Origin of the sequence: Streptomyces finlayi (assembly GCF_014216315.1) — a bacterium.
GTDB classification, from domain to species: domain Bacteria; phylum Actinomycetota; class Actinomycetes; order Streptomycetales; family Streptomycetaceae; genus Streptomyces; species Streptomyces finlayi_A.
This window is the reverse complement of the sequence record NZ_CP045702.1, coordinates 4,328,771-4,341,854: the sequence shown is the minus strand read 5'-3', so window position 1 is coordinate 4,341,854 and position 13,084 is coordinate 4,328,771. Positions and strand designations below refer to the sequence as shown.

Here is a 13,084-nt window from a genome sequence, read left to right as displayed (position 1 = left end):
TCCCTCCTGCCCGTAGGTGAATGCTGCTGTGAGAAAAGACTGTTCTTCGGACGGTACCCCAGCATTGTCACCCGCGACCGCCGGGGACGTCTGACAAATCCCGTCTTCGAAGCTCCAACGGCGGGAAGCCGGTGAGGGTTCCCCGCCGCCCGTCCCGGTTGGGCGGGCGGCCGGGCAGGGCGGGTGGCCGATGCCGTCAGCCGCCGTAGACGTGCGGGGCGAGGGTGCCGACGAAGGGGAGGTTGCGGTACTTCTCCGCGTAGTCCAGCCCGTAGCCGACGACGAACTCGTTGGGGATGTCGAAGCCGATCCACTTCACGTCGATCGCGACCTTCGCGGCATCCGGCTTGCGCAGCAGGGTGCAGACCTCCAGCGACGCGGGTTCGCGCGAGCCGAGGTTGGAGAGCAGCCAGGACAGCGTCAGGCCGGAGTCGATGATGTCCTCGACGATCAGGACGTGCTTGCCCTTGATGTCGGTGTCCAGGTCCTTGAGGATGCGGACGACCCCGGAGGACTGGGTGCCCGCTCCGTACGAGGAGACGGCCATCCAGTCCATCGTGACGGGAGTGGACAGGGCGCGTGCCAGGTCCGCCATGACCATCACCGCGCCCTTGAGGACGCCGACGAGGAGCAGGTCCTTGCCCGCGTACTCCGCGTCGATCTTCGCGGCCAGCTCGACGAGCTTCGCGTCGATCTCTTCCTTGGTGAGGAGCACCGACTGAAGGTCGGTGCCCATGTCCTTCTCGTTCACCCGCGTCTCTTTCTTAGCCCGCCGGTCCCGGAGTGGTGCCCCGGGCCGGTGGGCCGTTTCGCCTGCACTTCAGCCGCTTGCGCTACAGCTCTGCCGGATGACCAGTCTGCCACCCTGCCGCTGGGCTTCGACGCGGCCCGGCAGGTTGATGGCGCGCTGGCCGCGCCATCCGGTGATGAGCCGGTCGACTTCCTCGATATGACGGGCGAACAGCGAACCGGCGGGGGCTCCGGCCTCGATCAGCGCCCTGCGCAGCACCCTGCGGCGGACGGCGGGCGGCAGGACGTGGAGCTTCGCGCACTCCAGCTGCCCCGCGTCGTCGCGTACGGAGCGGTCGGCCTCGGCGGCCCAGGTGTCGAGGGCGTCGGCATCGTCGCGGGAGAGCTGGGCCGTACGGGCGAGGGCTTCGACGACGCCCTTGCCGAGGGCCTTCTCCAGGGCGGGCAGGCCCTCGTGGCGCAGGCGGGAGCGGGTGTAGGCCGGGTCGATGTTGTGCGGGTCGTCCCAGACGGGCAGCGACTGGACCAGACAGGCCTTGCGGGCGGTCTGCCGGTCGAGCTGGAGGAAGGGGCGCCGGTAACGGCCGGAGGCGGCGGCCATCCCGGACAAGGAGCGGATGCCCGAGCCGCGGGCGAGGCCGAGCAGGACGGTTTCCGCCTGGTCGTCGCGGGTGTGACCGAGCAGGACGGCGGCGGCGCCGTGCCGCTCGGCCGCCGCGTCCAGGGCCGCGTAGCGCGCGTCACGGGCGGCGGCTTCGGGGCCGCCCTCGCGGCCGACGTGCACGGAGACCGCTTCGACCGGGTCGAGTTCCATGGCACCGAGCCGGGTGACGACCTCGGCGGCGCGCAGGGCCGACCCCGGCTGGAGGTTGTGGTCGACGGTGATTCCGCCCGCGCGGACGGCGAGCTTGCGGGACTCGAAGGCGAGGGCTGAGGCGAGGGCCATGGAATCGGCGCCGCCGGAGCATGCCACGAGCACGAGTGGGGTATCGGGTCGTTCGGGAAGTGTGGCGCGCTGCCTGCCGACGCCCGCTTCGGCGAACTCGGCCCGGCCGGGCTTGTCGGTGTGTCGGTCGTATTCGGTGAGTACGTCGTGGAGTACGCGGCGAACCGCCAGGCGTATCGCCGCGACCGCAGGATGGGGACCCATGTCCGGTGCCCTTCGTGAAGGTTTTTCGGGGGGTGCCTCGAAGAGACAGAACGTGAGTCCCGTCACTCAGAGTGCGTCGATGGTGACAGAGCCAAGCTGTTCATCGAGCATTGCACGCCTTCCCATGCCCCTATGGTCCCTCGGATGGGTGATTGAGGGGGCATTCTTCGGGCTGCGGGCCGGTCAAGATCACGACTCTGGCTTACGGTGCACCCTCGCGATCCAGTCCGCCGGACTGGCGATCTCCGCCTTCGTCGGGAGGGTGTTGGGCGAGGTCCAGACCCGGTTGAAGCCGTCCATACCGACCTCGCCGACGACGGCGCTGACGAAGCGCTCCCCGTCGCGGTACTGCCGGAGCTTCGCGTCGAGCCCAAGGAGCTTGCGGAGCGCCTGGTCGAGACGGCTCGCGCCCTTGGCCCTGCGCTGCTGGAACTTCTCGCGGATCTCGGCGACGGAGCCGACGATCTCGGGCCCCACGCCGTCCATCACGAAGTCCGCGTGTCCTTCGAGCAGGGACATCACCGCGGTGAGGCGGCCGAGGATCTCCCGCTGGGCGGGAGTCTGGACGATCTCGACGAGGCTGCGGCCCTCGCCCTCACCCCTCTCGCCCTCGGGGCGGCCCGCGCCGGACAGCGTCTGGGCGGCCTCGCGCAGTCGCTCCACGACGGTCATCGGGTCGACGTCCGTCTCCTCCAGGAACGACTGGATCTCGCCCTTGAGGTGGTCCCTGAGCCACGGCACACCGGTGAACTGGGTGCGGTGCGTCTCCTCGTGCAGAGCCACCCACAGCCGGAAGTCGTGCGGATCGACGTCGAGTTCGCGCTCGACGTGGACGATGTTCGGGGCGACGAGCAGGAGCCGGCCGCCGCCCTTGGCGGAGGCGGGGAGTTCCCGCGTGGCGGGGGCGAACGTCTCGTACTGCCCCAGCACCCGGGAGGCCAGGAACGACAGCAGCATGCCCAGCTCGACGCCGGTCACCTTGCCGCCGACCGCGCCGAGCACGGCGCCGCCGGGACCGCCGGGCCGCCGGTCCTGCATCTTCCCCAGGAGGGGCCGGAGCAGTTCGCGGAAGCCCGCCACGTTCGCCTTGATCCAGCCGGCCCGGTCGACGACCAGGACCGGCGTGTCCTCCGGTTCGTGCCCCTCCGGGATCATCCGGGTGAAGGAACGGACGTGCTCCTCCGAAGCCTTGGCATGCCGACGGAGCTCCGCGACGACCGCGCGGGCCTCCTCGCGGCTGATCTCGGGCCCCGGCCGCACGAGTCGGGTCGCGGTCGCCACCGCGAGATTCCAGTCGACCATCTCGGCTCCACCGATGCTCGTCATGCGTCAACCGTACGTGAGGGGGTCGCTCGGTGGTGGGGTGTTGGGCCGCTCAGCGGGAACCGTCGACGAGAGCGGTGGCCAGGGTGTCGAGCGCGGACTGGGCTTCGTACGGGGATGTCGTGCCGGTGGCGAGGAAGGCGAACGCCAGGAGCCTGCCCCGTGTGTCGACGACGGTCCCGGCGAGTGCGTTCACCCCGGTGAGGGTTCCCGTCTTGGCCCGGACCAGGCCGGTGCCCGGGGACGTCTCGGTGTAGCGGCCCCTCAGGGTGCCGCTGAATCCGGCGACCGGGAGGCCGGTGAGGACGGAGCGCAGTTCGGGGTGCCTGGGGTCCGCGGCGTGGGCCAGGAGACCGGCGAGCAGGCCGGCGGTCACCCTGTCGTCGCGGTCCAGGCCGCTGCCGTCGGCGAGGTTCGCGCCGGCCGTCGGCACGCCCAGCTTCTTCAGCTGCGCGGTGACGGCCCGTCGGCCGCCCTCGAAGTCTGCGGGCTCGCCCGTCGCCAGGGCGGTCTCGCGGACGAGGGCCTCGGCGATGTCGTTGTCGCTGTTCGTCAGGGCCCGCTCGACGAGGGCCGACAGGGGCTTCGAGCGGTGCGTGGCGACGGTGCGGGACGTGGCCGGGGCGCGGTGGTGGGCGGGCGCGGCCTCGGTGGCGATCCCGGCGTCGTCGAGCAGGCGGGCGAAGACGCGCGCGGCGTCTCCGGCCGGGTCGGCGGTGCGTGGGGCGGGCCCGTAGGCGGAGCCGTCGAGCCTGCCTTCGTCGATCATGAGGGCGCTGACGGGGGCGATGTTCTCGTTGGGGCCGATCGGGTGCAGCGGCGGCCCGGTGTAGCGGGAGGTGTCGTAGGTGAGCTTCACCGTGCTGACCTCCCGCTCCCGCAGGGTGTCCGCCGCCTCGTCGGCGAGACGGCGCAGGGCGGCCTTGTCGAGGGTGGGGTCGCCGCCGCCGACGAGGGTGACGGTCCGCGCGTCCGCGGATGCCCGGACGGTCGTGGCGATGCGGTGGTCGGGGCCGAGGGCCCGGAGCGCGGCGACGGTGGTGGCGATCTTCACGGTGGAGGCGGGTGTCATCGGGGCGCCCGCGCCCTGCCCGTACAGCTGCTGTCCGGTGGCCGTGTCGATGACGACGCCGGTGGAACGGGTACCGAGAGCGGGGCCGTTCAGGAGGGGCTCCAGGGCCGCCGTGAGGCCGGCCGCGTCCTGGGGGGCCGTCCGGGTCACGGTGCCGCCCAGTGCGGTGAGCACGGCCGGGGCGCTGGGTGCGGCCTTGGGCCCGGCGGGTGTCCTGGGCTGGTGATGTGCGCCACCTGTGTGGTCCCGGGCGACCACCCGGTCCCGCTCGGCCTTACGCTGACCGGAGTCCCAGGGACCGGCGGCCACGACGGCGCCGGTGGCGACGAGCAGGCCGAGCACCACGGAGCCTGCTACGAACTGCCGACTGCCCGACCCGATCAGCCGTGTACGGTTCTTCGGGTCTTTCAGCCTGTCCCACAGGTTCGACGGACGGATCGACGGTCTTTCCACCGGCTCGGCCACCGTTGACCAGCCCCTTTCGCGAGCACCCATCTGCGTGGGGGACACTTAACCACCAGTCGTATGTGTTGATCATGGAGGAGCCACTCGTGGAGTTCGACGTCGTTATCGAGATCCCTAAGGGTTCGCGGAACAAGTACGAGGTGGACCACGAGACCGGTCGGATCCGCCTGGACCGTCGACTCTTCACCTCGACCAGCTACCCGGCCGACTACGGCTACGTCGAGAACACCCTCGGCGAGGACGGCGACCCGCTGGACGCGCTGGTCATCCTGGAGGAGCCGACCTTCCCCGGCTGCCTCATCAAGTGCCGCGCCATCGGCATGTTCCGTATGACGGACGAGGCCGGCGGCGACGACAAGCTGCTGTGCGTCCCGGCGTCCGACCCCCGGGTGGAGCACCTGCGCGACATCCACCACGTGTCGGAGTTCGACCGCCTGGAGATCCAGCACTTCTTCGAGGTCTACAAGGACCTGGAGCCGGGCAAGTCCGTCGAGGGTGCCGACTGGGTCGGCCGCACCGAGGCCGAGGCCGAGATCGAGGCCTCCTACAAGCGCCTTGAGGCGCAGGGCGGCGCGCACTGACGTAACGCTTCCGTTCCCGTCCGGGCCCGTCGGCCCGGACGGGAACGGCGTACGGGCGGCACACCTTCACCGGTGCGCCGCCCGTTTCACGTCCCCGGCCATGTCCGTGCACATACTGGGCACGGACAGAGCCCTGGGCGCAGCCGAGGAAGTGCAGCCGATGAGGAGCGAGGTCGAGTGGTGGCGGAACAGGGCGGTCCGGAGGACCAGAAGCCCCAGTCCGACGAGGCAAGAAGCGCCTTCGCGCCACCCGCGGGGGTGGGTCAGCACGCCGTGCCCGCCGAGGACGACCATCCGACGTCGGAGTTCGCCCTTCCGCCCGGCCTGCACACGGACCCCTCGGGTACGCCGGGAGGGGGCTCCGGAGGAGGTGCCGGCTCGGACACGCTGACGTCCGCCTTCGTACCTCCGCGCTCCTACAGCGCGCAGCATCCTCCGCCCGCCTTCACCCCGGCGCACGGCAGCCCGGTGATCCGGCTGACCAAGGAAGCCCCCTGGCAGGACCGGATGCGCACCATGCTGCGGATGCCGGTGACCGAACGGCCCGCGCCCGAGATCGTCCAGAAGACCGACGACACCGGGCCGGCCGTACCGCGCGTGCTCGACCTGACGCTGCGTATCGGTGAGCTGCTGCTCGCCGGCGGCGAGGGCGCCGAGGACGTCGAGGCCGCCATGTTCGCGGTGACGCGTTCGTACGGCCTCGACCGGTCCGAGCCGACCGTCACCTTCACGCTGCTGTCGATCTCGCACCAGCCGTCGCTGGTCGACGACCCGGTGACGGCGAGCCGGACCGTACGCCGACGGGGTACGGACTACACCCGGCTGGCCGCTGTGTTCCGGCTGGTCGACGACATCACGACGGAGGGCGTCGAGGTCTCGCTGGAGGACGCGTACGGGCGTCTCGCGGAGATCCGGCGTAACCGGCATCCGTATCCGGGCTGGGTGCTGACGTGCGCGGCCGGTCTGCTGGCCGGCTCCGCATCGGTACTGGTCGGCGGTGGTGCGCTGGTCTTCTTCGTGGCGGCCGCCGGCGCGATGCTCGGGGACCGGCTGGCCTGGCTCTGCGCGGGCCGCGGGCTGCCGGAGTTCTACCAGTTCCTCGTTGCGGCGATGCCGCCCGCCGCCATGGGCGTCCTGCTGACGCTGACCCATTCGACGGACATCCGCCCCTCCGCGGTGATCACCGGTGGGCTGTTCGCCCTGCTGCCGGGGCGGGCCCTGGTGGCGGGGGTGCAGGACGGTCTGACCGGCTACTACATCACCGCTGCGGCCCGGCTCCTGGAAGTCATGTACTTCTTCATCGGCATCGTCACCGGGGTGCTGCTGATCCTCTATCTGGGCGTCCAGCTGGGTGTCGGGCTGAACCCCGAGGCGCGCTTCGTGGCCGTCGACCGGCCCGTGCTCCAGATCCTGGCGTCGATGGCGCTGAGCCTGGCCTTCGCGCTGCTGCTCCAGCAGGAGCGCTCCACCGTCCTCATGGTCACCCTCAACGGAGGCGTGGCCTGGATCATCTACGGAGCGATGGCCCGCACGGGCGAGATCTCACCCGTCGCCGCGACGGCTGTGGCGGCCGGTCTCGTGGGGCTCTTCGGCCAGTTGCTCTCGCGCTACCGGTACACCTCGTCGCTGCCGTTCATCACGGCGGCGATCGGACCGCTGCTGCCGGGCTCCGCGACGTACTTCGGTCTGCTGGGTGTGGCGCAGGGGGAGCTGGACGCGGGTCTCGCCTCCCTGTCGACCGCGGTGGCGACGGCGCTGGCCATCGCGATAGGGGTGAACCTGGGAAGCGAGATCTCCCGGCTGTTCATGCGGGTGCCGGGGGCCGTCGGGGGTGCCGGGCGCCGCGCGGCCAAGCGGACGCGCGGCTTCTGAGCCCGTACACCAGCGGGCGGGGCCCCGGACGGGCCGTGGCCCGCCCGGGGGCGAGCGGGTCAGCGCTTGGCGTGCCGGCCGCGCTGGCCCGAGGACGGGCCGCCGCCGTCGGAGCGCCCGGGGCCGCCACCGGAATGGCCGGGACCACCGGAGTGGCCAGGGCCGTCTGTGGGGTATCCGGGGCCGCCGTCGCTGGGGTATCCCGGGTGTCCCGGGCCGCCGTCGGTCGGGTATCCCTGGCCGCCGTCACTGGGGTATCCCTGGCCGTCCCGGCCGCGCGCGGCTTCCTTCTTCGACTTGCCGCGGGCGCGCAGGAACTCGAAAGCGATGGGCAGGACCGAGATCAGCACGATCAGGATGAGGATCTTCTCGATGTGCGCGTGCACGAAGTCGATCTTGCCGAGGGCGGCGCCGAGGGCCGTGACGCCGACGCCCCAGACGATGCCGCCGATGACGTTGTACGTGATGAACGAGCGGTAGTTCATCCGGCTCACACCGGCGATGATCGGCGTGAACGTACGCACCACCGGCACGAAGCGGGCCAGGACCAGGGACTTCGGGCCGTACTTCTCGAAGAACTCGTGGGCCTTCTCGACGTTCTCCTGCTTGAAGAGGCGGGAGTCCGGGCGCTTGAAGAGGGCCGGGCCCACCTTCCGGCCGAAGAGGTAGCCGACCTGGTCCCCGATGATCGCGGCCAGCGCGACCAGGGTGCAGACCAGCCAGAGCGGGTACTTCAGGTCCCCCGTCGTCACCAGCAGACCGGTGGTGAACAGCAGGGAGTCACCGGGCAGGAAGAAGCCGATCAGCAGTCCGGACTCGGCGAAGACGATGGCGAGGAGGCCGGGGAGTCCGAAGGTGTTGAGCAGATAGTCCGGGTCCAGCCAGCTCGGGCCGAGCGCAAGCGTATTCAAGGGTCCGGGCTCCAGGATCGTTCGTTGGCGGCTGCGTGGCCGCCCCAAGCTATCAACGCTGCGGGCCCTCTCCGGGTTCCAACGGCGTACGCGGAAATGCACAGCGGGCGAACCGGGGCAAAGCTGTCCCGCAGGAGGTGCCACCACCATGGGCATTGAGAACTACGGCGGCGGACAGACGGCTCAGGCCGATGTGCTCGTCGTCACGACGAACGATGTCCCCGGACACCAGGTGACCCAGGTGATCGGCGAGGTGTTCGGCCTGACGGTTCGCTCGCGTCACCTGGGCAGCCAGATCGGTGCCGGGCTCAAGTCGATGATCGGCGGCGAGCTGAAGGGGCTCACGAAGACCCTGGTCGAGACCCGCAACCAGGCGATGGAGCGGCTCGTCGAGCAGGCCAGGGCGCGCGGTGCCAACGCGGTGCTGATGATGCGCTTCGACGTGAGCGAGGCCGCGGACGTGGGGACCGAGGTCTGCGCTTACGGGACGGCCGCCGTGATCAGCAAGCTGTGAGCGGTACGGGGGCGGGGTGTCCCGCCCCCGTACCCACGGGCGCGGCTACTCCTGACGTTCGGCGTTCGCGTTGATCGCGTCCCGCAGGTGTTCGGCCAGGCCCGGCCTCATCGACTCGTAGTGGGCGTGGAACCGCGGGTCGGAGACGTACATCTCGCCCAGTCCGCGGTGGATCGCGAGCGTGCAGTCGTAGAACGACGTGGAGATGTGCTGCCGGTGGTCCTCCGCCAGGTCCATCGCCCGCTCGCCGGTGGCCGGCTCGCCCGCCTCCATCAGCGCGCCGTAGCGCTCGCCCCAGTCGGCGGCCTCCACCTGCATCCGCTTCCAGTCGTCCTTGGTGCGGCGGGCGACCCGGCGCTGCGACTCGGCGTAGGACGCGGTGCCTCCCCAGCGGCGCTCGGACTCCTCCGCGTACTCCTCCGGGTCCTTGTCCCCGAAGACCTCGAACTTCTCCTCGGGTGTGAGGTTGATGCCCATCTGCTTCGCCTCCATGGCTGTTTCGACGGCGGCGGCCATCTTCCGCAGTGCGGCGATCCGGTCGGACAGCAGCGCGTGCTGCCGGCGCAGATGTTCCTGCGGGTCCGCTTCCGGGTCGTCGAGCAGGGCCGCGATGTCGTCGAGCGGGAATCCGAGCTCCCGGTAGAACAGGATCCGCTGCAGCCGGTCGAGATCCCCGTCGTCGTAACGGCGGTGGCCCGCATGGCTGCGCCCGCTGGGTGACAGCAGGCCGATTCCGTCGTAGTGGTGCAGCGTGCGCACGGTGATCCCGGCGAATTCGGCGACCCGGCCCACGGAGTGGCTCACGGCTCCCCGCTCCCTTCTGTCGGTCGGTACGTCCCTCAGCCTGGGCCCTGACGTCACGTGAGGTGCAAGCCCGAATCGACCGCGAACATCGCGTCGGCAGCGGAGGCGGGTGCGGGAGGACGGTACGCCGCTGAGGTGAGGGATCGCGGAGGTGGCCGCAGGTCGCTGCCGTCCGGCGCGCCGGTTGGGACGGATGTCCGTATCGTCTGCTTCATTCGGTCTCGTCCGTCCGGTACGCCGCCGGGCGCGGACCCCCGACCGCCGCGAGCCGAGAAGGGCTGCCCGCCGATGCCGCTGCACAAAGGTGCCCACGGGTACGAGGACGAACCCCCGGAGGAGCGGCGCAGGCTCGCCCTCAACCCGTTCTTCGGCGAGGCCGATCCGACGGCGGGGATGACGTCGGCGCCGCCGAGACACCGGCTGCCGGACGGGCCGATGCCGCCGTCGACCGCGTACGGGCTCGTGCATGACGAGCTGATGCTCGACGGCAACGCGCGGCTGAACCTGGCCACCTTCGTCACCACCTGGATGGAGCCGCAGGCCGCGGTGCTGATGAGCGAGTGCCGCGACAAGAACATGATCGACAAGGACGAGTACCCGCGCACGGCCGAGCTGGAGCGGCGGTGCGTGTCGATGCTCGCCGATCTGTGGCACGCACCGGACCCGGTAGCCGCCGTGGGCTGTTCGACGACGGGTTCCAGCGAGGCGTGCATGCTGGCCGGGCTGGCGCTCAAGCGGCGCTGGGCGGCCCGGAGCGCCGACCGGTACCCGGCCACCGCACGGCCCAATCTGGTGATGGGCGTCAATGTGCAGGTGTGCTGGGAGAAGTTCTGCACGTTCTGGGAGGTCGAGGCCCGGCAGGTCCCGATGGAGGGCGGCCGTTTCCATCTCGACCCGCAGGCCGCCGCCGAACTGTGCGACGAGAACACGATCGGGGTGGTCGGGATTCTCGGCTCCACGTTCGACGGATCGTACGAGCCGATCTCGGAGCTGTGCACGGCACTGGACGAGCTCCAGGAGCACACCGGCCTGGACATCCCCGTCCATGTGGACGGGGCGTCCGGGGCGATGGTCGCGCCGTTCCTCGACGAGGACCTGGTGTGGGACTTCCGGCTTCCCCGCGTCTCGTCGATCAACACCTCCGGGCACAAGTACGGGCTGGTGTATCCCGGCGTGGGCTGGGCGTTGTGGCGCACGGCAGCGGAACTGCCGGAGGAGCTGATCTTCCGTGTCAACTACCTCGGCGGCGACATGCCCACGTTCGCGCTGAACTTCTCCCGGCCGGGTGCGCAGGTGGTGGCGCAGTACTACACGTTTCTGCGGCTGGGGCGGGAGGGATACCGGGCGGTGCAGCAGGCGTCGCGGGACGTGGCGCGGGGGCTCGCGCTGGGAATCGAGGGCCTGGGGGACTTCCACCTGCTGACGCGGGGAGAGGAGTTGCCGGTGTTCGCGTTCACGACGGCGCCGGATGTGACGGCGTTCGACGTGTTCGACGTGTCGCGGCGGTTGCGGGAGTTCGGGTGGCTGGTGCCGGCGTACACGTTTCCGCCCCACCGGGAGGATCTGTCGGTGCTCCGGGTGGTGTGCCGGAACGGGTTCACTTCGGATCTCGCGGAGTCGCTGGTGGAGGACGTGCGGAGAGTGCTGCCGGACCTGCGGGCACAGCGGTGGCCGATGAGCCGCGACCGGGGGGCGGCCACGGCGTTCCACCACTGAGAGGCGGGGTGGGGGCGGGACGTCCGGTGGCCGGCTCCTGTCCTCCGACGCCGGACGGGCGGGGGTGGCCGGACGGGGGGCTCCCTTGCGGGGGCCTCCCCTGCGAGGACGGCCGGGCTCTCGCCTTCAGTTGCTGAGGTTCTTGAAGCGGGTCACCGCCAAGGGGAAGAACACCGCCGTCAGAGCCAGCGGCCAGGCCACCGCCAGGAGTCCGGCGTGGTCCGAGGCCCACGTGCCGCCCGCCGCGCCCGGGTTGCCGAACAGGTCACGTACCGCTGTCGCCGTCGCCGACATGGGGTTCCATTCGACGACCGCGCCCAGCCAGCCCGGCATCGACGCCGGGGTGGCGAAGACGTTGGAGAGGAAGCCCACCGGCCAGACCAGGATCTGTACCGCCTGCACCATCTCCGGCCTGCCCGCCACCATCGCCAGCTGGATGCCGACCCACAGCATCGCGAACCGGAACAGAAGCAGGAGTCCGATCGCGCCGAGAGCGGCGGCCAGGCCGTTGTGCCAGCGCCAGCCGACCGCGTAACCGACGCCGATCATCACGGCGAGCGCCGCCACCGACTGGAGCATGTCCGCGACACTCCGGCCGACCAGGACCGCACCCGAGACCATCGGCATGGAGCGGAAGCGGTCGATGACGCCCTTTCCGAGATCCTGGGTGACGGCGAGCATCGTCCCCTCCAGGCCGAAGGCCATCGTGAGCGCGAGCATGCCCGGCACCAGGAACTCGGCGGTGTCGCCTTCGACGCCCCGGCCGCCGCCGACCAGGTAGTTGAACATCAGGAGCAGCATCACCGGGAAGACCAGACCGACAGCCATCTGGACCGGCTGCCGCGCCCAGTGCGCCAGTTCGCGCCGGGTCATCGTCCAGGAGTCGGCCAGCGCCCAGCCGACGCGCCCCTGCACCGTGATCCTCGTCGTCGCCGCCGCCGTAGCCGTATCCGCGCTCATGCCGCCACCTCCGTGTCGTCCGCCGTCTTGTCCGTGAGGGAGAGGAAGACCTCGTCGAGGGTCGGGCGGCGAATCGCGATGTCCTCCGCCTCGATCCCCGCGTCCTCCAGCGCCCGTACGGCCCGGGTCAGTGCTGCCATCCGGTCCGGGGCCGGCGCGTTGAGCAGCCGCCGGTCCTCGTCCACGACCACCCCGCCCCCGAGGAGCAGCGCCGCCTCCCCGAGCCGGGCCGTGTCGCGCAGCACCACGTCGATCCGGTCGCCGCCCACCATCGCCTTGAGCTCGTCGGCCGTCCCGTCCGCGATGGCCCGCCCCCGGTCGATCACCGAGATGCGGTCGGCCAGCTGGTCCGCCTCGTCCAGGTACTGCGTGGTCAGCAGGACGGTCGTACCGGCGCCGACCAGGGAGCGCACCGCGCCCCACACCTCGGCCCTGCCGCGCGGGTCCAGCCCGGTCGTGGGCTCGTCCAGGAACAGCACCTGCGGGTCGGTGATCAGCGAGGCGGCCAGGTCGAGCCGTCGCCGCATGCCTCCGCTGTACTGCTTGACGGGCTTGCGGCCGGTGTCGGCGAGCCCGAACCGCTCCAGCAGGGCGTCCGCCCGTACGCCCGCCCGGCGTGCGCCCAGGTGGTACAGCCGGCCGAACATCTCCAGGTTCTGCCGGCCGCCCAGCTCCTCGTCCACCGCCGCGTGCTGACCGAGCAGACCGATCCGACGCCGGACCTCGCGCGCATCGGTGCGTACGTCGAGTCCCGCCACCTCGGCCCGGCCCTCGTCGTGCCTGAGCAGCGTCGACAGGATGCGTACGGCCGTGGTCTTGCCCGCCCCGTTGGGGCCCAGCACGCCGTGCACGGTGCCCCGGCGGACGGTGAGGTCCAGCCCCTCCAGCGCGTGCTTGTCCCCGTATCGCTTGTGCACGCCTTCCACGACGATCGCGTCCGTCACACTCTCCACCCGCCCTCGTGTA

The 13,084-nt window shown here is 71.0% G+C and carries 11 protein-coding genes and 1 pseudogene; 4 read left to right on the top strand and 8 right to left on the bottom strand.

From position 1 onward, the window contains the following. Positions 1-196: 196 nt before the first annotated feature. From hpt to dacB, 4 genes are all read right to left on the bottom strand, one after another. Positions 197-736 (bottom strand): hypoxanthine phosphoribosyltransferase, encoded by a 540-nt coding sequence (gene hpt / locus F0344_RS20130; protein WP_030593143.1) that lies wholly within the window; start codon positions 734-736, stop codon positions 197-199. Between the two features lie 84 nt (positions 737-820). Beyond that, complete coding sequence (tilS, locus tag F0344_RS20125) at positions 821-1,900, bottom strand: tRNA lysidine(34) synthetase TilS (protein WP_185300101.1); 1,080 nt, start codon at positions 1,898-1,900, stop codon at positions 821-823. Between the two features lie 189 nt (positions 1,901-2,089). Next, positions 2,090-3,226, bottom strand: a complete 1,137-nt coding sequence (locus tag F0344_RS20120) for a zinc-dependent metalloprotease (protein ID WP_185300100.1) — start codon at positions 3,224-3,226, stop codon at positions 2,090-2,092. 49 nt (positions 3,227-3,275) lie between these two features. After that, complete coding sequence (gene dacB / locus F0344_RS20115) at positions 3,276-4,760, bottom strand: D-alanyl-D-alanine carboxypeptidase/D-alanyl-D-alanine endopeptidase (protein ID WP_258050020.1); 1,485 nt, start codon at positions 4,758-4,760, stop codon at positions 3,276-3,278. Positions 4,761-4,846: 86 nt separating this feature from the next. On the opposite strand from dacB, the gene F0344_RS20110 reads away from it, so the two are divergent. Together F0344_RS20110 and F0344_RS20105 are read left to right on the top strand one after the other, a co-directional pair. Further along, a complete protein-coding gene (locus tag F0344_RS20110; RefSeq protein ID WP_185302784.1) occupies positions 4,847-5,341 on the top strand; it encodes an inorganic diphosphatase in 495 nt (164 codons plus the stop codon). Between the two features lie 177 nt (positions 5,342-5,518). Continuing rightward, positions 5,519-7,213 (top strand): threonine/serine exporter family protein, encoded by a 1,695-nt coding sequence (locus tag F0344_RS20105; protein ID WP_185300099.1) that lies wholly within the window; start codon positions 5,519-5,521, stop codon positions 7,211-7,213. A 233-nt stretch (positions 7,214-7,446) separates the two neighbouring features. Here the strand turns inward: F0344_RS20105 and F0344_RS20100 are convergent. Beyond that, positions 7,447-8,124: pseudogene (locus F0344_RS20100) on the bottom strand (DedA family protein); the annotation flags it as partial. A gap of 148 nt (positions 8,125-8,272) precedes the next feature. On the opposite strand from F0344_RS20100, the gene F0344_RS20095 reads away from it, so the two are divergent. Further along, a complete protein-coding gene (locus F0344_RS20095) occupies positions 8,273-8,638 on the top strand; it encodes a YbjQ family protein (protein ID WP_185300098.1) in 366 nt (121 codons plus the stop codon). A gap of 45 nt (positions 8,639-8,683) precedes the next feature. Here F0344_RS20095 and F0344_RS20090 read toward each other — a convergent pair whose 3' ends face one another. Then, a complete protein-coding gene (locus F0344_RS20090; protein WP_185300097.1) occupies positions 8,684-9,442 on the bottom strand; it encodes a MerR family transcriptional regulator in 759 nt (252 codons plus the stop codon). A 288-nt stretch (positions 9,443-9,730) separates the two neighbouring features. Here F0344_RS20090 and F0344_RS20085 point away from each other — a divergent pair, with 288 nt between their 5' ends. After that, positions 9,731-11,158: a glutamate decarboxylase gene (locus tag F0344_RS20085; RefSeq protein WP_185300096.1), complete on the top strand. Its 1,428-nt coding sequence runs from the start codon at positions 9,731-9,733 to the stop codon at positions 11,156-11,158. A 126-nt stretch (positions 11,159-11,284) separates the two neighbouring features. On the opposite strand, the gene F0344_RS20080 is transcribed toward F0344_RS20085, so the two are convergent. Both F0344_RS20080 and F0344_RS20075 read right to left on the bottom strand, forming a co-directional pair. Continuing rightward, complete coding sequence (locus F0344_RS20080; RefSeq protein ID WP_185300095.1) at positions 11,285-12,118, bottom strand: ABC transporter permease; 834 nt, start codon at positions 12,116-12,118, stop codon at positions 11,285-11,287. Further along, positions 12,115-13,062, bottom strand: a complete 948-nt coding sequence (locus tag F0344_RS20075) for an ATP-binding cassette domain-containing protein (RefSeq protein WP_185302783.1) — start codon at positions 13,060-13,062, stop codon at positions 12,115-12,117. The genes F0344_RS20080 and F0344_RS20075 overlap by 4 nt, the downstream gene beginning before the upstream one ends. Positions 13,063-13,084 lie beyond the last annotated feature (22 nt).